Origin of the sequence: [Clostridium] citroniae WAL-17108 (genome assembly GCF_000233455.1) — a bacterium.
Taxonomy (GTDB): Bacteria; Bacillota; Clostridia; order Lachnospirales; family Lachnospiraceae; genus Enterocloster; species Enterocloster citroniae.
This window is the reverse complement of the sequence record NZ_JH376426.1, coordinates 143,035-164,871: the sequence shown is the minus strand read 5'-3', so window position 1 is coordinate 164,871 and position 21,837 is coordinate 143,035. Positions and strand designations below refer to the sequence as shown.

At 49.0% G+C, this 21,837-nt stretch carries 18 protein-coding genes; 17 read left to right on the top strand and 1 reads right to left on the bottom strand.

All coding sequences use genetic code 11. The features are described from left to right. Nucleotides 1–57: 57 nt before the first annotated feature. On the bottom strand, nucleotides 58–846 hold the full coding sequence (locus HMPREF9469_RS21085; protein WP_161797504.1) for an IclR family transcriptional regulator: 789 nt from the start codon (nucleotides 844–846) through the stop codon (nucleotides 58–60). 599 nt (nucleotides 847–1,445) lie between these two features. On the opposite strand from HMPREF9469_RS21085, the gene HMPREF9469_RS21080 reads away from it, so the two are divergent. From HMPREF9469_RS21080 to fusA, 17 genes are all read left to right on the top strand, one after another. After that, nucleotides 1,446–2,552 (top strand): TRAP transporter substrate-binding protein, encoded by a 1,107-nt coding sequence (locus HMPREF9469_RS21080; protein ID WP_007866497.1) that lies wholly within the window; start codon nucleotides 1,446–1,448, stop codon nucleotides 2,550–2,552. Nucleotides 2,553–2,616: 64 nt separating this feature from the next. Then, a complete protein-coding gene (locus tag HMPREF9469_RS21075) occupies nucleotides 2,617–3,135 on the top strand; it encodes a TRAP transporter small permease (RefSeq protein ID WP_007866494.1) in 519 nt (172 codons plus the stop codon). After that, on the top strand, nucleotides 3,128–4,432 hold the full coding sequence (locus HMPREF9469_RS21070) for a TRAP transporter large permease (RefSeq protein ID WP_007866487.1): 1,305 nt from the start codon (nucleotides 3,128–3,130) through the stop codon (nucleotides 4,430–4,432). Before HMPREF9469_RS21075 ends, HMPREF9469_RS21070 begins: the two co-directional genes overlap by 8 nt. Before the next feature lie 69 nt (nucleotides 4,433–4,501). Further along, a complete protein-coding gene (locus HMPREF9469_RS21065; RefSeq protein WP_007866485.1) occupies nucleotides 4,502–5,500 on the top strand; it encodes a uroporphyrinogen decarboxylase family protein in 999 nt (332 codons plus the stop codon). Nucleotides 5,501–5,578: 78 nt separating this feature from the next. Beyond that, a complete protein-coding gene (locus HMPREF9469_RS21060) occupies nucleotides 5,579–6,880 on the top strand; it encodes an L-cysteine desulfidase family protein (protein WP_007866484.1) in 1,302 nt (433 codons plus the stop codon). 46 nt (nucleotides 6,881–6,926) lie between these two features. After that, nucleotides 6,927–7,946, top strand: coding sequence for a uroporphyrinogen decarboxylase family protein (locus HMPREF9469_RS21055; protein WP_007866483.1), 1,020 nt, complete (start codon nucleotides 6,927–6,929; stop codon nucleotides 7,944–7,946). Between the two features lie 61 nt (nucleotides 7,947–8,007). After that, nucleotides 8,008–8,904 carry a sugar phosphate isomerase/epimerase family protein gene (locus HMPREF9469_RS21050; RefSeq protein WP_007866482.1) on the top strand — a complete coding sequence of 299 codons (897 nt, stop codon included), beginning with the start codon at nucleotides 8,008–8,010 and terminating at the stop codon, nucleotides 8,902–8,904. Then, a complete protein-coding gene (locus HMPREF9469_RS21045) occupies nucleotides 8,901–9,863 on the top strand; it encodes a D-2-hydroxyacid dehydrogenase (protein ID WP_007866480.1) in 963 nt (320 codons plus the stop codon). Before HMPREF9469_RS21050 ends, HMPREF9469_RS21045 begins: the two co-directional genes overlap by 4 nt. A gap of 40 nt (nucleotides 9,864–9,903) precedes the next feature. Then, a complete protein-coding gene (locus HMPREF9469_RS21040) occupies nucleotides 9,904–11,598 on the top strand; it encodes a thiamine pyrophosphate-dependent enzyme (protein WP_007866478.1) in 1,695 nt (564 codons plus the stop codon). A 247-nt stretch (nucleotides 11,599–11,845) separates the two neighbouring features. Then, a complete protein-coding gene (locus HMPREF9469_RS21035) occupies nucleotides 11,846–12,922 on the top strand; it encodes a M24 family metallopeptidase (protein WP_007866477.1) in 1,077 nt (358 codons plus the stop codon). Between the two features lie 58 nt (nucleotides 12,923–12,980). After that, on the top strand, nucleotides 12,981–14,378 hold the full coding sequence (locus HMPREF9469_RS21030; RefSeq protein WP_007866475.1) for a YfcC family protein: 1,398 nt from the start codon (nucleotides 12,981–12,983) through the stop codon (nucleotides 14,376–14,378). 39 nt (nucleotides 14,379–14,417) lie between these two features. After that, nucleotides 14,418–15,815 (top strand): YfcC family protein, encoded by a 1,398-nt coding sequence (locus HMPREF9469_RS21025; protein ID WP_007866473.1) that lies wholly within the window; start codon nucleotides 14,418–14,420, stop codon nucleotides 15,813–15,815. Between the two features lie 55 nt (nucleotides 15,816–15,870). Then, nucleotides 15,871–17,052: a M20 metallopeptidase family protein gene (locus tag HMPREF9469_RS21020; RefSeq protein ID WP_007866471.1), complete on the top strand. Its 1,182-nt coding sequence runs from the start codon at nucleotides 15,871–15,873 to the stop codon at nucleotides 17,050–17,052. A 135-nt stretch (nucleotides 17,053–17,187) separates the two neighbouring features. Next, entirely contained in the window at nucleotides 17,188–18,396 is a 1,209-nt protein-coding gene (locus HMPREF9469_RS21015; RefSeq protein ID WP_007866468.1) for a DUF401 family protein, read from the top strand. A gap of 147 nt (nucleotides 18,397–18,543) precedes the next feature. Beyond that, nucleotides 18,544–18,963, top strand: coding sequence for a 30S ribosomal protein S12 (rpsL, locus tag HMPREF9469_RS21010; RefSeq protein ID WP_007866466.1), 420 nt, complete (start codon nucleotides 18,544–18,546; stop codon nucleotides 18,961–18,963). Between the two features lie 188 nt (nucleotides 18,964–19,151). After that, nucleotides 19,152–19,622 (top strand): 30S ribosomal protein S7, encoded by a 471-nt coding sequence (gene rpsG / locus HMPREF9469_RS21005; protein WP_002568226.1) that lies wholly within the window; start codon nucleotides 19,152–19,154, stop codon nucleotides 19,620–19,622. A 48-nt stretch (nucleotides 19,623–19,670) separates the two neighbouring features. After that, nucleotides 19,671–21,788 (top strand): elongation factor G, encoded by a 2,118-nt coding sequence (gene fusA, locus HMPREF9469_RS21000; protein WP_007866451.1) that lies wholly within the window; start codon nucleotides 19,671–19,673, stop codon nucleotides 21,786–21,788. Nucleotides 21,789–21,837 lie beyond the last annotated feature (49 nt).

Genomic DNA, 21,837 nt, shown 5'->3' with positions numbered 1-21,837 from the left:
GGTGAGGGGGGATTGGCGGGCGTTGAACGCCCCCATGAAAATCCATTGAAAAATCCCTTATCCCGTATATCCCAATTCCTTCCGCAGCCTTCCTATGATCTGAAGGGCCGGCTGGAGTTTTAGCTGGATCTGCTTAATGGACATGCGCGCGGTAGGGCCGGTTACGCTTACTCCGGCGATCACTTTGCCTTCCACGTCATATAGGGGGAAGGCGATGCAGCGTGCGCCGATTTCGCACTCCTCATCATCATAGGCATACCCATTCCAGCGGATGCTTTGCAGCTCCTCCACCAACTGTTCCTTTGTGGTTATGGTGCTTTCTGTAAATTTGGTCAGACCTTTGTCGGCGATCACATGGTCCAGCTGTTCGTCCGTGTAGTTCAGTAAGAGCAGTTTGCCGATCGCGGTGCAGTGGAGCGGTGCTATGTGGCCGATGCGCTGCATGCTTCTGAGCATCTTCGTGGAACTTTGGACAATATCAATATAGATTACTTCCCGGTCCTGTTCCACGGCCAGACAGACAACCTCTCCGAACAACATGGAGAGCTCGGTCATATAAGGACGTGCTACATCCTTGATACCGATATGGGAACTTACCTTGCTTCCAAGGGTACATATCTTATAAGTAAGGCTGTACCTGGCTGTTTCCGGCTCCTGCTTGGCATAACCGTTATCCACCAAAGCAGTGAGAAAGCGCAGCACTGTACTGGAGTTCATCTTCAGTTCCTTGGAGATATCCATGAGACGGACTGGCTCGGATTTATCTGCCAGACATTCTATAATCATAAGCAGCTTTCCTGCGGAATGATTTGACTGTGTTCCGTCCTTGCCGGTTGCTTTTTCCAAAATTGCACTTCCTTTCAACATACTTTGAAACCTTCCACCTATTATAACATGCCCTGCTTTGTTTCCACAATAGACAGCCGCCGCTACATTTCCGTTAAGATCCCATGGGGCGCCCGGGGCAGGTTTCTGCCGGTTACAAGGTCTTTCGCGTATTTGTATTTTCATAAAATATCTATGTCATGATATTTCAATATTTAAAATCTTATTTCATGTTATTTTATTATATAGTATCTAAACCAGGTTTGTCAATGTCTTTTAAATCTTATAAAATATTCCTAAAATATATTATAGTTCCCGTATTGACTTATGCAAAATGCACTGTTATAATGACGATATCAAATAGTGAAACGTGATTTTATTTATTAAAATTTTGCTTATGGGTTAGCAGGAACTAAACACCGCCGCTAAGCTACAGGGCAGAATAAAAAGAAGGGGTGGATCACCCTCGATCAAGCCATATGCCTTAATATATATGGGCCCGAGGTATATGACTAAACGATATGTTGTCAGGTGAATTTGACAACAGGGGGATATCATAAAAATGATGAAAAAGAAATGATGAAAAAGAAATGATGAAAAAGAAAGGTGGAAAAGAATTTATGAAAAAAAGACTTATGGCATTTGTGCTGGCAGCTGCAATGACCGCTTCTATGGTAGGATGCGGATCCGGTTCAAGCAACGCAAAGACCTCAGCAACAGAGGCTCCGGCCAAATCTGAGGAGGCTACCACAAAATCTGATTCTGATTCTTCCTCAGCAGCAACCGAATCCAAGTATAAAGAGGGCGAGTTTAAATTAAGGATCGCCACTGTTGTAACAGGCGACCATGCATGGGTCCAGATGGGGCAGTACATGGCTGATCAGTTGAAAGAGCGTTCCGGCGGTGCTATTGAAGCCACTGTTTTCCCGGGCGGTCAGTTGGGAAATGATGAAGGAACCATTGATGACATGCGTACAGGTGCCCTGGACATCGTAATCGGATCCACCCAGAATGCAGCTCCTTTTGTAAACCAGTTCCAGATCTTATCACTGGCATACCTGTTCCCGGACCGTGATGCATTTGAAAGCGTTCTGACTCCGGACGGCGAAGTGTTTAACTACATACAGAAAATGTATGATGATAACGGATTGGGCCTGATTCTTCTGGGACTTAGCAACGGAGGTCAGAGAGACCTGCACACCAATAAGCCCATTGAGTCAGTTGCAGATTTAAAGAACCTGAAGATCAGGACCACCTCCTCCGCTACGGAAGCAATGGTTTGGGAAGCCCTGGGAACCATCCCTACATCCATGAGCTTTAATGATATTTATTCCGCGATCCAGAGTAATACGGTTGCCGCGTTTGAGTGCACACTGGCTGCATTTGATACCAACGCTTTGTATGAGGTTGCCAATTACCACATAAAGACAGCTCATCAGTTTACACCAACCCACATTACCATGGGTGAACTCAGCTACAACAAACTGCCTGAGGAATACCAGCAGCTGATCAGGGAAGTTGCCATTGAGGCATCGGAACTGGGCACCAAGATCGCAGATGAGGCGGATGATACACTGCTTGACAAGCTGGTAGCAGACCATGGTCTGATCGTATGCGAGCCTGACATGGCTGAGTTTAAAGAAATTGTTGAAAAACTGTATCCGCAGATTGCCTCCGGTTGCAACGGACAGGAATTCCTGGACCTGATCAACGGACTGATCAAGTAATCACAGATATCAATGTGAAAACTGGTGTTTTCAGTACCTTTACGCAATAGGAGAGGAAAATTATATGAAAGCTATTTCAAACTTTGTAAAAGTATTCTCAGACCTGATTGAAAAGGTCTGCGAGGGTATTGGCACTTTGTCGGTTGCCGCCTTTGTTGTTATAATTTCCCTGCAGGTTGTCTGCCGTAATTTTTTGAAGATTCCCATGGTATGGGCAAATGACATCAGTGTTGTGTGTTTTGTATGGGCGGTATTTCTTGGAAGCGCCATTGCTGTCCGCCACCGCGCCCACTATGTGCTGGCATTCCTGCCTGACCGTTTTGAAAAGTCCAACTGCCTGTTGGACATTATCAGTAATATTGCGGGCATTATCTTCTTTTATGTATTGATCCGTTATGGCTCGGTTTACACCATTATGGGTATGAAGCGTTTATCCACAGCTATTAACATTCCGCAGGCATATTTCTTTATGTGCATTCCTCTGTCCGGGTGTTTTATGATGTGGTACACCTTGATTCATATGGTCAATGATGTAAGACGGATGATTTCACTATTTAATAAGAAGGGGGATCTCAATGGATAACGGTCAATTGCTTTTAATTTTGTTAGTGAGTTTCGCCATTATGGTCATGATCAAGATCCCGATTGCTTACGCTTTAGGACTTTCCTCCATGATCGTTATTATAAAGATGGGCCTTCCTCTTACCAGCGCCATTAACAGTATGTACAGTTCGGTGAACAACTTTTCACTTCTGGCAGTTCCACTGTTTATGCTTTTGGCGCAGCTGATGGATAAGGGAGGTATCACGGACCGGCTCTTTGCCATATGCGATGCCTTTGTGGGGCACATACGGGGCGGCTTGGGCCATGTAAATGTTTTGATCAGCCTTTTATTCGGACATCTTTCAGGTTCCGCTCAGGCTGATGCCGCCGGTATCGGCGCCATGATTATTCCGGCCATGAAGAGAGCCGGCTATGACAGCGGCTTCTCCGTTGCCATCACTGCCTGTTCATCCACTCTGGGTGTTATCATTCCTCCCAGCGTCCTGCTGGTTGTGTACGGAGCCATGAGCGGCGCTTCCATCGGCGCACTGTTTATTGCAGGCTTTGTTCCTGGTTTCCTTATTGCATTTGCCCAGTGTATGTATACATATTATATGGCAATTAAACATAACTACCCCAGAGGGGAGAGATACACATGGAAAGAGCGGGGCAAGGCTCTTCGCGCAGCCCTTCCGGTTATCTTCCTTCCCATGATCATCCTGGGCGGCACCAGCAGCGGATTGTTCACTGCCACAGAGTCAGCATCCATTTCCTGCTTTTATGCACTGATCCTGATGTTCTGTGTGTACCGTACCTATAAGATCAAGGATGTTCCAAAGATCCTGCTGAAAACAGCCATGGACTTTTCCCTGAGCATGTTTGCAGTGGCTGCCGCAGGTGTTACGGGCTGGCTGATCGCTTACCTGAACGCACCGCAGATGATCGCAGATGCGATCCTGGGCATCACGGACTCCTACCTGGGCGTTTACCTGCTCCTGATCTTGTTCCTGCTGTTTATCGGAACATTCCTGAGCCCCATTACAGCTATTATTATTTTCCTTCCTATTATAAAGCAGCTTGCAGCTGTGGTTGGTATCAATGATGTCCATATGGGACTGATCGTTGTGCTGACACTGTCACTGGGCATGGTTACGCCACCATACGGCACCTGCCTGATGATCACTTCCCAGATTGGAGAGATCACCATACCCCAGGCATTTAAGAGCGTTGCGCCCATCATTGGAGTGACCCTGCTGGTGATTTTCCTGGGCGTACTGTTCCCCAACCTGTTCCTGTTCCTGCCAAAGATGCTGGTTCCCACCGCATTCCCGGCTTAACAACTGAATCCTTACAAAAGGAGACTTTTTTACAATATATCACACATTATGAGAGGAGATAGTATTATCATGACTAAGACCGAGAGAATCAAAGCTTTATTAGAGGGCAAAAAACTGGATACACAATCCATGAACCTTTGGAAACATTTTCCACCATATGACGAGGATCCGAAGGAACTTGTTAAGAAGATCATTCAGTTCCAGGACCGTTTTCAGTGGGATTTCGTTAAGGTAACATACCAGGGCCTTTACAGCGTTCAGGACTGGGGTTCAGCTATTAAGTGGCCGGAGCGCGACAATGTATGGCCGGAGACCTGCTCCAGCGTAGGTGTTGTTACAGATTTCGGTATTAAACATGACGAAGACTGGGCTAAGCTGAACGTACTTCCTATGGATCAGGGTTCCATGGCTGCTACCATCGAGGCTGCAAAGGGCGTTGTTGACCACTATAAGGGCGAGGTTCCTGTTGTTATCACAATCTTCAACCCACTGACAACCGCTATTAAGATGGCTGGCGACAAGATGTTCGTACATATGCGCCGCAATCCTGAACTGTTCCACAAGGGCCTTGAGACCATCTGCCAGACAACCATTAAGCTGGTTGAGGAAATGGCTAAGATGGGAGCTGACGGTATCTTCTTTGCCAGCCAGCTGGGAACCTACGATAAGATGAGCGTTGCTGAGTACGAAGAATTTGGCCGTCCTTACGACCTGAGAGTTCTGGAAGCAGCTAAGGATATGTGGTTCAATATCATGCATATGCATGGAAATGCACCTATGTTCGATATCATGTCACAGTATCCTGTTGCAGCACTGAACTGGCATGACCAGCTGGTGGATATCTCCCTGGCTGATGCACGCAAGAAGAGCGATAAGCTTCTCATCGGCGGCGTAGAGGAACTGAAGGTTCTGGGCACAGCATCTGATGAAGAACTGAAGGCTCACCTGAAAGCTTCCATGGATCAGGTTCCGGATGGCCGTCTGATCCTTGCACCAGGCTGCTGCGTACCGCTGTATGTACCGGAGGATCGTCTGGCTAAGGCTCAGGAAATACTGGCAACAATTTAATCAACCAAGGAACCGCTGCCCCTTTGGGGTAAAGCGGTTCCTACAATTAGGATAAGGATAGATAAAGGAGTAAGTTCAATGAATAAGAACGATATCGATTATACGAATTTTATAAAGATCCTGGAGGAAGAGCTTCTTCCTGCAATGGGATGTACGGAGCCCATTGCTGTTGCTTACTGTGCGGCAATGGCCAGAAAAACACTGGGAGCAGCTCCCGACCGTGTGGTAGTGGAAGCCAGCGGCAACATTATCAAGAATGTAAAGAGCGTAATTGTTCCTAACACAGGACACCTGCGCGGTATCCCGGCAGCAGCGGCAGCAGGTATTGTTGCGGGCAATGCTGATAAGCAGCTGGAAGTAATCGCTTCCGTAACCAAGGAAGAGCAGGAATCCATCCGTGTATTTATGGAGCAGGTTCCCATCGCAGTAAATATCGCTTCCTCCCCACTGATCTTTGACATTGTTGTTACCGTATATGCAGGCGAATCCTATGCTAAGGTTCGTATTGCCAACTACCACACTAATATCGTACTGGTTGAAAAGGACGGAGAAGTCCTTCAGTCCAGCGAGGTTAAGGATGACAGCGAGTCCGATATGACAGACCGTTCCTGCCTCTCTGTTGAGAAAATCTATGATTTTGCAAATACCGTTGATGTTGAAGATGTTAAGAAGCTTCTGGATGTTCAGATCGCTTACAATATGGACATTTCCGAAGAGGGCCTTAAGAACGATTACGGCGCTAACATCGGTTCCGTACTTTTGAAAGCAAACAAGGAAGTTATGGACAGCTGCAATGAGTCCGCACTCCGCCTGAAGGCAAGAGCTATGGCTGCTGCCGGAAGCGATGCGCGTATGAACGGCTGTGAACTGCCTGTTATCATTAACTCCGGTTCAGGAAACCAGGGTATCACCGCTTCTGTACCGGTTATTGTTTATGCCAGAGCAATGGGCGTAGGCGAAGAAAAACTTTACCGCGCACTGGTTCTGTCCAACCTGTTAGGAATCCATCAGAAGACCCCCATCGGCCGTCTTAGCGCATACTGCGGCGCAATCAATGCAGGCGCTGCTGCCGGCTGTGGTATTGCTTACCTCAAGGGCGCTGACCTGGATGGAATCATCCATACACTTGTAAATGCTCTTGCTATTGCTTCCGGTGTTGTATGTGACGGTGCCAAGGCATCCTGCGCAGGCAAGATCGCACTGGCAGTTGACAACGGTATCCTGGGCTATGAGATGTATCAGGAAGGCCAGCAGTTTGTCGGCGGAGACGGTATTGTAAAGAAGGGCGTAGAGAACATGATCGCCAGTGTTGGACGTCTGGGCCGTGACGGTATGGCAGAGACTGACAAGGAAATCCTGCGCATCATGGTTTCTGACTAAAGCAGCTGAAAACATATTAAATTGATTGATACAGGAGAGGATGTTTATGAATAGGGAAGAACGTGTACGTGCGGCCATAGAGGGCCGTGAACCGGACCGCATTCCGGCCAGTGTGTGGATGCATATATCTGACAAGGATCAGGATCCCCGCTCCCTGGCAGAGGCTATGGTGGAGTTTAACGAAACCTATGATTATGATTTTATCAAAATGATGCCCTTTGGCGCTTATACCGTCTCTGACTGGGGCGCAAAGCTGGATATCTACTGCGACAAATATAAGGAAGTGGAAATTGCGGCTCCTGGTATTGAATGCAGGGAAGACTACAAGAGGATCCAGCCATTGCCGGCAGTTTACGGAACCTGGGGCAAAGTGCTACAGCTGTCCCAGTGGCTGGAGAGGCTGGTTAAACCGGGAACCCCTTACATACAGACCATTTTCTCCCCTGCCACCACCCTGAAAAAACTGGCAGGAAACCGTATGCTTCAGGATATGCTGGAATGCCCTGAACTGGTACACGGAGCATTGGCAGCCATTACGGAGACCACGATTAATTTTGTGAAGGCCAACATTGAGGCTGGTGTAAGCGGATTCTTTTTTGCAAAACAGTGCGCAAGCTACGATTTTATGGGCGATGCCATGTTTGCGGAGTTCTGTAAGCCGTATGATATTCAGATCATCAACGCTTATAAGGATGTAACCTGGTTTAATGTGGTTCATATCCACGGCAGCAACATCAGATTTGATGAAGTATCCGCTTATCCGTGCAACGTGATAAACTGGCATGACCGTCAGAGCGGACCATCCTTAAAGGAAGCCAGGGAGAAGTGCCCCAAGGCATTTCTGGGAGGACTTTATGAGGGACCGGCCATTGTTGGTTCATCCCTGGAATATGACAGCATCATGTCACGCCAGGGCACCACTCCGGACATGATCAAGAAGCATATCCGCGAGGCCATCGACATGGTGGACGGAAAGGGCCTTCTGATCGGCCCGGGCTGTGTGGCAGACCCGCGTTCACCGGAGGAAAATCTGCGCGCTGTGCGTGAAGCGGTGGAGCGCAGCTGATCACAACATTTAGGGAATATTGACACACGTAATTTAGGATTCAAGTAAGGAGCAGAGAGCCATGAAGGAATCAATTCACAAATATTTTCAGGTAGGAACCATTCAGTGGATGAGCTATCCCCAGAGAGATCCCATGGAATCATTGAAGGCCATTTGCAAAGATGATTTCTTTGACGCCATTGAGTTAAAAGGCTACGGCGATAAGAATGAGGAGGCGAAAAAGCTTCTGGAACAGAGCCATCTGAAGGTTTGCTACGGCGCGCAGCCACGTCTTCTGGGCGGAAAGTTAAACCCCAATGACCTTGACGAGGAAGGGCGCAGGAAGGCGGAAGCAACACTGATCGAAGCAGTTGATGAGGCTGAATACCTGGGTGCAAAGGGAATTGCATTTCTGGCAGGTAAATGGCAGCCGGAGACAAAGGATCAGGCTTATGCGCAGCTTTTAAAGACAACACGGTCAGTATGCGATTATGCCGCGGCAAAGGGCATGATGGTGGAGCTGGAGGTGTTTGATTACGATATGGATAAGGCTGCACTCATCGGCCCGGCGCCCTATGCAGCGGAGTTTGCCGCTGATATGCGCACCACCCACAGCAACTTTGGACTTCTGGTGGATTTAAGCCATTTCCCAACCACCTATGAAACAAGCAGGTTCGTAATACGCACACTGAGGCCGTATATCACCCATTTCCACTTTGGAAATGCAGTTGTCGTGAAAGGCTGCGATGGCTACGGTGACCTTCATCCAAGATTCGGATATCCCAACAGCGCCAATGACACACCACAGCTGCTGGATTATCTCAAAGTTATGAAAGAGGAAGGCTTCTTTGATGCAGAGAACCCTTATGTACTGTCTATGGAAGTGACACTGCGTCCGGGTGAGGATGAGGACATTGTCCTGGCCAATACCAAGAGGGTGCTGAACCGGGCATGGGCTCTGCTGGAGGATAACGCATGAAAATAGTAGTTCTGGATGGTTATACGGAGAACCCAGGGGATTTAAGCTGGGGAGAACTGGAAAAGTTAGGTGAGCTTACGGTTTATGACAGGACCAGCGTAACGGATGAGAATGAGATCATTTCCCGTATCGGAGATGCTGAGGTGGTCATCACCAACAAGACACCGATCACAAAGAATATCATGGATGCATGCCCTGGCATAAAATACATCGCCATGCTGGCCACCGGCTATAATGTGGTGGACTATGTATATGCAAGGGAAAAAGGGATCCCCCTTTCCAATGTGCCTTCTTACGGAACAGCTTCCGTGGGCCAGTTTGCAATTGCCATGCTGCTGGAGCTGTGCCACCATGTGGCTCATCACAGCCAGACGGTACATGAAGGCAAATGGGAACACTGCCAGGACTGGTGCTATTGGGATTACCCCCTGATCGAGCTGGACGGCAAGACCATGGGTATCATTGGTTTCGGACGCATCGGACAGCAGACAGGAAAGATCGCCAAAGCCATGGGTATGAATATCCTGGCCTATGACAACTATCCCAATGAGTCCGGGAAAGAGATTGCCGAATATGTGGATCTGGATACGCTGTACGCGAAATCAGATGTCATTGCCCTTCATTGCCCGCTGTTCCCTGAAACACAGGGGATCATCAACAAGGATGCCATTGCAAAGATGAAGGACGGGGTAATGATCCTTAACAATTCCCGCGGTCCTCTGATTGTGGAGCAGGATCTGGCAGACGCACTGAATTCCGGCAAGGTTTCCGGTGCGGGTCTGGACGTGGTATCCACAGAGCCGATCAAGGGAGACAATCCGCTTCTGAAGGCAAAGAACTGCATCATTACGCCTCATATTTCCTGGGCACCAAAGGAGAGCAGGCAGAGGATCATGGACCATACGGTAGAGAACGTAAAAGCATATCTTGCTGGCGCTCCCATCCATGTGGTGAACTGATAAAGGAACCATTTATTTTAAGCATAAAAGGAGAAAAACAATGAAAATGACAGTTGCGCAAGCCATTGTAGAGATTATGTGCAAAGAGGGAATCCATACTGCATTTGGTATTCCCGGAGCAGCCATCAATCCGGTATACAAGTACATGGAGAATGCCCCCATCGAGCATTTCACCATGAGACATGAAGAGGCATGTGTCCATGCTGCTGACGGTTACCAGAGAGCAAAGAATGAAATTGCCCTGGCAATCTGCTCCGCAGGTCCCGGCGCTACCAACTTTGTGACCGGTCTTTACACCGCATTCATCGATTCCATGCCCGTACTCTGCGTAGTAGGCCAGGCCAATGCGAATCAGTTAAAGCAGGAGCCTTTCCAGTGTGTGGATATGCCGGACATTGTTAAGACCGTTACCAAGAAAGCATGGAGCGTGTTAAAGGCAGAGGATATCGTGGATGTAATGAAAGAAGCATTCTACCTGATGAGGGAAGGCCGTCCGGGCCCGGTTCTTGTTGAACTTCCTCTGGATGTACAGAAGGCAGAGCTGGATTTTGATATTGACAGCTATGTTCCAATGGAAATCCCCGTAGTTGCACCTGACATGGATAAGATCAAAGAAGCGGTACAGATGGTAAAAGCAAGCAAGGCGCCGGTTATCATCATGGGCGGCGGATGCTTTATCAGCCATTGTACGGATGAGGTTGTTAAGCTGGCAGAAATGCTGCAGGCACCAGTTGTTACCACCTATCAGGCAAAGGGCGGAATCCCAGAGGATCATCCTCTTAATGCCGGCCATGTGGGTATCCAGGTAGGACAGCCCATCGGAAACAAGATCTTCCTGGATTCCGATCTTGTGATCGGTATTGGAAACCGTTTCTCAGACCGTCATACAGGCGACCTGGCAACCTATTGCAAGGACCGTAAGTTCATCCACATCAATATCGAGCCAAGCCAGATCGGCATGGTATTTGAGCCGGAGCTGGGAATCGTGTCCGATGCCAAGCTGGCAACCGAAGCCCTGATCGAAGAAGTAAAGGCAGCAGGCGTACAGCCGATCAATCCTGCCCGCGCAGCAGAGATATCCAAGCTGCGTGAGGAACTGGCACGCAAGACCGATTATGACTGCAGCCCAATCATGCCTCACCGCGTATTCCAGGAAGTGAATGAAGCCTTTGATGATGAGACTTATTACACGGTTGGATGCGGTATCACCCAGATCTGGAGCGGCCAGCTTCAGAAGATCAACAAAGCCGGAAAGTATCTGCCATCCGGTGGTGCAGGCACTCTTGGATACGAAGTACCAGCAGCATTCGGCGTAAAGGTAGCACATCCGGAATGCAACAGCGTAACAGTTGTAGGAGATTTCGGCCTGACATTCATGGGCGAAGAGATCGCAGTTGCATCTGCATTTAAGAAACCCATCATTGTAGTTGTTGTTAACAATGCATACCTGGGACTGATCCGTCAGAACCAGAAGGGATACGGATTTGAATATGCAGTGGAAATGCCATACAACCAGGATGGAACCATTGACTATGTGAAGCTTGGAGAGGCTTACGGCTGTGTGGCTGAGCGTGTATTCAGCCCAGAGGAACTGACTGCCGCTCTGGTAAGAGCAAAAGCATCCACAGAGGCATCCGGACGCTGCTACCTGATCGATGCGATCTGTGTAAAGACACAGCTGTGCGATATGGGCGGCTCCATTGCAGCTGTTAAATCCTGGGCGCCTGAAGCATAAAGGCACCTGCTGTGGTACATTAAATAAAAAAGAGGGTTGACCTGAGAGCGGGGAGGCCTGGAACCAGCCTCCTCCTCTTTGCCCTTTGCTGATAACGATCTTTCTGCCTCCTTATAAGGAGGCTTAAAGGCTGTGAAGAAAAGGTCAAAAGCGTTTCAGCGCACCGGCCGTTTATCGCGCGCGGACGCGCGTTTATAGTTTATAAATTAACGGTTTATGCATACAGCAAGAATTTGGAGGCCCCATAATGAGAACGGACCGTATTGAAAAAATTATTAACAGCATGAGACAACATAATATGGATCAAATGGTCATCAGCGATCCATCCACTATCTTTTATCTGACCGGTAAATTTGTTGCCTCCGGTGCACGCCTGTTTGCCCTGTGTCTGGACACTCAGGGTGCATGTACCTTTTTTATTAATTCCCTTCAGACCGACTACGCTCCTCTGGCAGAGGGCGCTGAGATCGTCTGGTATACTGACAGTGATGATTCCATTCAGATTCTGGCAAAAAAGATCCGTACCGGCGGGACCGTGGGTATTGATAAAAACTGGCCTTCCAGTTTCCTGCTGCGCCTGATGGCAGCGGCAGATGCCAAATATGTGTTGAACAGCGGGATCATTGATTACATACGCATGGTAAAGGATGACGGGGAGATCCAGCTGATGCGCGAAACACAGGCTGTGAATGAAAAAGTAATCAGCGAGATGTTTCAATATGTTTCCCCGGAACTCACTGAGCAGAAGCATCACCGCATGCTTCACGAGATGTACTGTGCCCATGGTGCGGACGGCTACAACATTATAGGCGTGGTTGCCTATGGAAAATCCTGCGGCTATGCCCATCATAAGCCTGACGGGACCACACCTGTGGCTGGCGACTGCATCATGATTGATGCCGGTGCGCGTCTGAACGGCTACCGTTCCGATATGACCCGCACCGTGTTTTACAAATCTGTTTCCGATGAGATGAGGAATATCTATGAGGTGGTAAAGGAAGCCCAGCTGACAGCAATGGATGCCATAAAGCCGGGCATGCGGTTCTGCGATATTGATAAGATCGGCCGTGACATTATCACCAAATACGGATATGGAGAATATTTCACTCACCGGATCGGTCATAACATCGGTATTGACGGCCATGAGTTCCCGGATGTTGGGGGTGCAAATACCATGGAAGTACTGCCGAATATGACTTTTTCTGTGGAGCCTGGGATCTATATCCCCAATCTGGGCGGGGTCCGGATCGAGGATTTGGTGGCTGTCACTGAAAACGGCTATGAATGCCTGAATAAGATGAGCAAAGACCTGCGGATTATTTAAAACGGTTTGTGACCGCTGCAGGAATACAAATGTAGAAATGTAGGAGAGGTAATATATAATGAACGATACGAAAACAAAAAAGAAAATGGCGTTTCCGCATACCCTGATCATTATCCTGATCATGATCGTGTTTGCGGCCATTCTAACCTATCTGATTCAAGCGGGTCAGTACGACCGTATAGAGGTTGCAGGAAGAAAAGTTGTAGACCCGGCCAGCTATCATACGGTGCCGTCCAACCGTGCAACCCCATTTGATATCTTTGTGGCAATCCCTGCAGGCATGCAGGCCGTGGCATCCATATCAAACATGGTTCTTATTATCGGCGGTTCCTTTGCCGTAATCGAGGCAACCGGCGCAACCAAGGCAATCCTTGCCAAAGTGCTTAAAATGGGCGGCCACCTGGGCGCAGGTCTGCTTCCTATCGTTATCATCGCGTTCTCCATGCTGCCAGCATTCACCGGCAATGCTGAGAGTATGCTGGCATTCGTGCCCCTGGGCATCCTCTTTGCCCGGACTCTGGGCTTTGATGCCATGGTAGGTTTATCCATCACCATTGCAGCCGGTAATGCCGGATTTGCAAGCGGCCTGTTTAACACCATGACCACCGGTGTGGCTCAGACACTTCTGGGTATTGAGATGTTCTCCGGCCTGTGGTTCCGTGCCATCGGCTACGGCCTGCTGCTGTGCTCCGTTTGTTTCTGGACTGTATGGTATGCAGTGAGAGTTAAGAAGAATCCTGCAAAGAGCGTTTGCTATGATGTGGAAATGGCTGCCAAGGCAGAACAGGCAAACGTTAGCGAAATCGACTCTGAACTGACCACAAGAAGGATTCTTGTACTTGTGGAATTTGCATGCGGTATCGGCTTTGTTATCTATGGTGCTTTAAACGGATGGAATTTTGGAACCCAGATTGCTGCGGTATTCCTGATCATGGCTGTGATCTGCGGACTGACCGGCGGTTTCAGCGGCAACAGGATCTGTGAAGAGTTTGTTATAGGCGCTAAGAGAGTTTTAGTGGGCGCACTGGTAGTTGGCTTTGCAAAGGCGATCAGCCTTGTTATGGACCAGGCCTGCATTACCGATACCATCGTATACGCATTCTCAAGCATGCTCAGCGGTATGCCTAGAGTGATCGGCGCACTGTTTATGTATATATTCCAGGTTATTATGAACTGCTTTATCATCTCCGGTTCCGGCCAGGCGGCGGCTACTATCCCGATCATGGGACCTCTGGGTGATGTTCTGGGCCTGACACCACAGACTGTTGTTACTGCGTTTATCTTTGGTGACGGTCTGACCAACCTGCTTCTTCCTATGTCCGCAGCTACCATGGGTGCGGTTGCCATTGCGGGCATCACCTATGGCCAGTATGTGAAATACATCTGGAGAATCATTGTGACCAACCTGTGTATCGGTGGTGCTATGGTGGTGATCGCCACCATGATCGGTCTGTAAGCTGGCCGGCATATTAAGGCAGGTAGGAGAAAAAATAAAATGAACCAAACCAACAACAAAAAGAAAATGGAGTTTCCCCATACGCTGATCATCATCCTGATCATGATCGTGTTTGCGGCCATTTTAACTTATTTAGTTCAGGCGGGGCAGTATGACCGTATCGAAGTTGCGGGAAGAAAGGTGGTAGACCCTTCCAGCTATCATACGGTTCCAGCGAACCGTGCAACTCCATTTGATATTTTTGTTGCAATTCCAGCCGGTATGCAAGCCGTTGCCGGAATTGCCAACATGGTCCTGATCATCGGCGGTTCCTTTGCCGTGATCGAGGCCACAGGCGCAACCAAGGCTGTTTTGGCCAAGGTGCTTAAAATGGGCGGCCATCTGGGCGCAGCCCTGCTTCCCATTGTTATTGTGGCATTCTCCCTGCTGCCGGCTTTTACCGGCAGCGCGGAGAGCATGCTGGCATTTGTACCCCTGGGCATTCTCTTTGCCCGGACCCTGGGCTTTGACGCCATGGTAGGCCTGTCCATCACCATTGCGGCCGGCAATGCCGGATTTGCAAGCGGACTGTTCAACACCATGACCACGGGTGTGGCCCAGACCCTTCTTGGGATTGAACTGTTTTCCGGTCTTTGGTACCGTGCCATCGGCTACGGACTGCTGCTGTGTTCCGTCAGTTTCTGGACCGTATGGTATGCCCTGAAACTCAGGAAAAACCCTGCAAGAAGCTGCTGCTATAATGTGGAACTGGCTGCCAAGGAGGAAATGACGGAGGCGAGTGAGATCGACTCTGAGATGACCCCAAGGCGGATCCTTGTCCTTATAGAGTTTATTGCCGGCATTGCTTTTGTTATCTACGGCACTTTAAACGGCTGGGATTTTGGACCAAAATTAGGCGGCGTGTTCCTGATCATGGCGGTTGTATGCGGCCTGACCGGAGGCTTTAACGGCAACCAGATCTGCAATGAGTTTGTGGAAGGGGCCAAAAAGGTTCTGGTAGGCGCTCTGGTAGTGGGCTTTGCAAAGGCCATCAGCCTTGTTATGGACCAGGCATGTATCAGTGATACCATTGTATATGCGTTCTCCAATTTGTTAAGCGGTATGCCCAAGGTTGTGGGCGCTCTGTTTATGTATATATTCCAGATCATTATGAACTGCTTTATTATTTCCGGCTCAGGCCAGGCAGCAGCCACCATTCCGATCATGGGACCTTTGGGCGATGTACTGGGCCTTACCCCTCAGACCGTTGTAACTGCATTTATCTTTGGTGACGGTCTGACCAATCTGCTTCTGCCAATGTCGGCAGCCACCATGGGTGCGGTTGCCATTGCGGGAATCAGCTACGGCCAGTATGTGAGATACATCTGGAGGATTATCGTAACCAATCTGTGTCTTGGCGGCGTTATGGTGGTGATCGCCACCATGATCGGCTTGTAACACAGTTGGATGAAAAGAGAACCCGTGTACAAAGGCGCATGAAAGGAGAAACATGATGGACTATTTAAAGAGAGCACATGAACTGACAGAAGAGATCGTTGAAAACAGAAGGTTTCTGCACCAGCACCCGGAGATAGGCTGCGACATACCTGTAACCAAAGCATTTGTCGAGGATAAGTTAAAATGCATGGGATACGAGGTCGCGCACGTAGGCCCGGGCCTTGTTGCCATGGCCGGCCACGGAAGCCCTGTGATCCTGCTGCGTGCCGATATGGACGGACTGCTTATGGAAGAGGAAAGCGGACTTCCCTTTGCCTCCGTAAACCCTGGAAAGGCTCATTGCTGCGGCCATGACAACCACACCGCCATGCTGTTGGGGGCGGCTAAAATGTTAAAGGAAAATGAAGCGGATCTCAAAGGTACGGTAAAGCTGATGTTCCAGCCAGGTGAGGAGACCGGAAACGGCGCCCAGGAAATGATCAATGGCGGCCTTTTGGAAAACCCAAGGCCGGATGTCACCATGGCCTTCCATGTGGATGCCCTTCTTCCACTGGGAAAACTGAATTACAGCAAGGGACCTGCATTCTGCTCCAATGATGTATTTAAGATCGAGGTAATGGGAAAAGCCGGCCACGGGGCGCGTCCTCATCAGGCGGTGGATGCCATCAATGCTTCCGCCCATATCATTACCGGACTGGAGGCGCTGATCAGCCGTGAGTGCACACCCACTGAGATATGCATGCTGACCGTGTGCTCCATTGAGAGTGATACCAAGACATTTAACGTATTCCCTCAGGTGGTCACCATGACAGGCAGTATACGTACCTATAATACAGGGCAGAGAGCGCTCCTGGTACGCCGTCTTCAGGAAGTGGTGGATGGGATATCCAAGACCTTTAACTGTACCAGCAAGGTGACATTCGGCCATCAGAATGATCCACTGATCGTGGACGACCAGGTGGAGACCGAGATGCGGGGTTACCTGGAGGAGGTTCTGGGTGATGAAGCCTCCGTGGTGGAGCCGCCGATCATGAAAATGGGATCAGAGGATTTTGCCAGTGTTACTGTACAGATCCCCTCCGCCTATTTTTACATTGGTGCGGGACCGGACCGGGAAAACGGCTATTTCTGCAGCCAGCATAACGCCAAGGTCCGTTTTAATGAGGAGATGCTGCCGTATGGCGCGGCCGGTTTTGCAAACTGTGCGGCCAGATGGCTGGAGAACCACAGCAAATAACATATGATATCTGAAAAGACGTAATAAAACAGATTGTGTGGAATACAGCTGCCATGATAAAATCAATATCGTGGCAGCTGTATATTTTTTGTATTTTATCATAAAGAAGTGAAATAATGGAGATAGGAGATCCAAATGAACCTCTTGATCGCAAAACTTTGTCTTGTCTTCCTGGTGATCATTGCCATCCTCTGGATGAAGCGCCCTCTGTTTATGGCCATTTCCGGCGGCCTTGTGGCGGCCCTGGTGCTCTATGGCATTCCTGTAACGGATGCGGTTGTGATCATGGGCAGGTCCATGGCCAGCAGGGATACCATCACCGTGGTGCTGAGTTTTTATTTCATTACCTTCCTGCAGCGGATGCTGGAATGCCGGGGCCGTCTAAAGCAGGCGGAGGAATCCTTAAACGGGCTGTTTAACAACCGGAGGATCAACGCATCCGCCGCTCCTGCGGTGATCGGACTTCTGCCCTCGGCTGGGGCCATGAACCTGTGCGCGGAGATTGTAAAATCCTCCTGTGAGGATTACATGAGCAGGGAGGATATGACAACGGTCACCAGCTTTTTCCGCCATATACCGGAGTGTTTCCTGCCCACCTACTCCTCCATCCTCATTGCCCTGGCGGTGTCGGGCATAGGCGCGGGGGAGTTTGTGGTGGCCATGGTTCCCCTGGTGGCGGTGCTGTTCCTGATCGGATATGTGTTCTACCTGAGAAAGCTGCCAAAAGCCACGGGACGCGCTCCCAAGGGCGGCAGGATCGAGTCCGTAAAAATGCTGGTCCGGAGCCTGTGGTCCATCCTGCTTATTGTGGTTCTGATCATTGCGGCTGACATTCCCGTGTATGCGGCCACCCCGTTGGTGGCAGTGCTCAATGTGTTTGTGGACCGTTTGGGGATGGAGGAGATCAGACCCATGTTCCGTTCCGCCTTTGAGTCCATTATTATTTTTAATACCATTTTGATCATGATGTTTAAGGATATCATTACCTCCACCGGGGTGATCCACGAGCTCCCCGCTTTTTTTGGAAGCCTTCCGATCCCCATGCCTCTTGTCTTTGCCCTTATTTTCTTTTTTGGATCCATTATCAGCGGTGCAAATGCCATCATTCCCCTTTGTATGCCCATGGCCATGGCCGCCATGCCCCAGGGAGGAGTGCCTTTGCTGGTGCTGCTTATGAGTTCCTCCTATGCTGCCATGCAGATCAGCCCCACCCATGTATGCCTGTTTGTTGCAGCGGAATATTTTAAGGTAAATATTGGTGAACTGGTGAAACGGAACATACCTATGATACTGCTGTTTTTTGCAGCGGCCCTGGGATATACGGCGGTTCTGGGGGTATTTTAGGGGGAAAAATCGAAAAAACACAAGAAATTCCTTGACAGAACATTTTTGCATGTATATAATGATATGGCGTGCTTAAACACGTAATGTTTTCGTGCGCAAAAAGCTGACATACAGCAACCGCAGACAATATCACAGGAGGTGAAAAGAATGCCAACAATTAACCAGTTAGTGAGAAAGGGAAGACAGACCAGCGAAAAGAAGTCTACTGCACCCGCTCTGCAGAGGGGTTACAACTCCTTACAGAAGAAGGCCACAGAGGTTTCCGCACCACAGAAGCGTGGCGTGTGTACCGCTGTTAAGACTGCTACCCCTAAGAAGCCTAACTCAGCACTGAGAAAGATTGCCAGAGTTCGTCTTTCCAACGGCATCGAGGTTACAAGCTACATTCCAGGAGAGGGTCACAACCTTCAGGAGCATAGTGTTGTACTGATCCGTGGAGGAAGAGTAAAGGATCTGCCAGGTACCAGATATCATATCGTTAGAGGTACACTGGATACAGCAGGTGTTGCTAACAGAAGGCAGGCCCGTTCCAAGTACGGCGCTAAGAGACCAAAAGAGAAGAAATAATTAGTTAGACCGCATATTTGATTTGTAGGAATTGTGCCGGAATGATGATATTGACCTGTGGTTGCAGGATTATATATTGTAAGACCGTGCATGAACGTATTAACTCAATACGAGTACCTATGATCTAATGAAACGCTGTGAGGATCTGCAGCGCAGGTCTGGACAGTTCTATTAAGGAGGGAAGTAACGTGCCACGTAAAGGACATACTCAGAAGAGAGACGTTCTGGCAGACCCGATCTACAATAACAAGGTTGTTACCAAATTGATCAACAACATTATGTTAGATGGTAAGAAGGGTGTTGCTCAGAAAATTGTATATGGTGCTTTCGACCGTGTTGCTGAGACAACCGGCAAGGACGCCATGGAAGTATTTGAAGAAGCAATGAACAACATCATGCCTGTTCTGGAAGTTAAGGCAAAACGTATCGGCGGAGCTACCTATCAGGTACCCATCGAGGTTAGGCCTGAGAGAAGGCAGACACTGGCTCTGCGCTGGATCACCCTGTACTCCCGTAAGAGAGGCGAGAAGACCCAGAAGGACAGACTTGCTAACGAGATTATGGACGCTGCCAACAACACCGGCGCATCCGTAAAGAAGAAAGAAGACATGCACAAGATGGCAGAAGCAAACAAGGCGTTTTCACACTTCCGCTTCTAATCGCGGTCATGTGCTAAACTTGTTTGATTATTTAAGGAGGAAAATCCCTTGGCTGGAAGAGAATATCCATTGGAGAGAACCAGGAATATCGGAATCATGGCCCATATCGATGCTGGTAAGACCACAACGACTGAGCGTATTCTGTATTACACTGGTGTAAACTATAAAATTGGCGATACCCACGAGGGTACTGCTACCATGGACTGGATGGCTCAGGAGCAGGAGAGAGGTATCACCATTACTTCCGCTGCTACCACTTGTCACTGGACCCTGCAGGAAAACTGCAAGCCGAAGCCGGGTGCATTAGAGCATCGTATTAATATTATTGATACACCAGGACACGTTGACTTCACTGTTGAGGTTGAACGTTCCCTGCGCGTGCTGGATGGCGCTGTCGGCGTATTTTGTGCAAAGGGCGGTGTAGAGCCCCAGTCTGAAAACGTATGGCGTCAGGCAGACACTTATAACGTACCACGTATGGCCTTCATCAACAAGATGGACATTCTGGGCGCAAACTTCTACGGCGCTGTAGAACAGATTAAGACCAGACTTGGCAAGAATGCGATTTGCATTCAACTGCCAATCGGCAAAGAAGATGATTTCAAGGGAATCGTGGATTTGTTTGAAATGAAAGCCTACATCTATAATGATGATAAGGGCGATGACATATCCATCGTTGATATTCCTGAGGATATGAAGGATGATGCCGAATTATACCGCTCTGAGCTGATAGAGAAGATCTGTGAGCTGGATGACGATTTAATGATGGCATATCTGGAGGGTGAGGAACCCAGCAACGAGGAGCTGAAGAAAGCTCTGAGAACAGCTACCTGCCAGTGTGCGGCAATCCCCGTATGCTGCGGTACTGCTTACAGAAACAAAGGTGTTCAGAAGTTACTGGATGCAGTAATTGAGTTCATGCCGTCCCCATTAGACATCCCTGCTATCAAGGGTGTTGACCTGGAGGGCAATGAGGTTGAGCGTCATTCTTCCGATGATGAGCCATTTGCAGCTCTTGCATTTAAGATCATGACCGACCCCTTTGTTGGTAAGCTTGCATTCTTCCGTGTGTATTCAGGAAGCCTGAACTCCGGTTCTTATGTACTGAATGCAACAAAGGGCAAGAAAGAGCGTGTAGGACGTATCCTTCAGATGCATGCCAATAAGAGAAACGAGCTGGATCGTGTTTACTCCGGTGATATCGCTGCTGCTGTTGGTTTTAAGATGACATCTACCGGTGATACGATCTGTGATGAGAAGAATCCGGTTATCCTGGAGTCCATGGAATTCCCAGAGCCGGTTATCGATATCGCGATCGAGCCTAAGACCAAAGCAAGCCAGGATAAGATGGGCGATGCGCTGGTGAAGCTGGCTGAAGAGGATCCTACCTTCCGTGTTCGTACGGATGAAGAGACCGGCCAGACCATTATCTCCGGTATGGGCGAGCTTCATCTGGACATCATTGTAGACCGTCTGCTGCGCGAGTTCAACGTAGAGGCCAATGTAGGCGCTCCTCAGGTTGCTTACAAGGAGACATTTACCAAGGCTGTTGATGTTGACAGCAAGTATGCGAAGCAGTCCGGCGGACGTGGACAGTACGGTCACTGTAAGGTTCACTTCACACCGATGGAGGCAAATGCAGAAGAGACCTTCAAGTTTACTTCTTCCGTTGTGGGCGGTGCGATTCCGAAGGAATACATCCCGGCAGTCGGAGCAGGTATCGAAGAAGCATGCAAGACCGGTATCCTTGGCGGATTCCCAGTGCTGGGTGTTCACGCTGATGTATACGATGGTTCTTACCATGAGGTTGACTCCTCCGAAATGGCATTCCACATTGCCGGATCCATGGCATTTAAGGATGCTATGCACAAGGGCAACCCAATCCTGCTTGAGCCTATCATGAAGGTTGAAGTAACCATGCCTGAAGACTACATGGGTGATGTTATCGGTGATATCAACTCCCGCCGTGGACGCATCGAAGGTATGGAAGATATCGGCGGAGGCAAGATGGTAAAAGCATATGTTCCGCTGTCAGAAATGTTCGGTTATTCAACAGACCTGCGCTCCAGAACTCAGGGCCGTGGAAACTACTCCATGTTCTTTGAGAAGTATGAGCCGGTTCCCAAGAATGTACAGGAAAAGGTGCTTTCCGACCACAAGAAATAATTAACAAAAGGCTTGTAAATCAAGGGAAAATGGAATATAATGATTGATA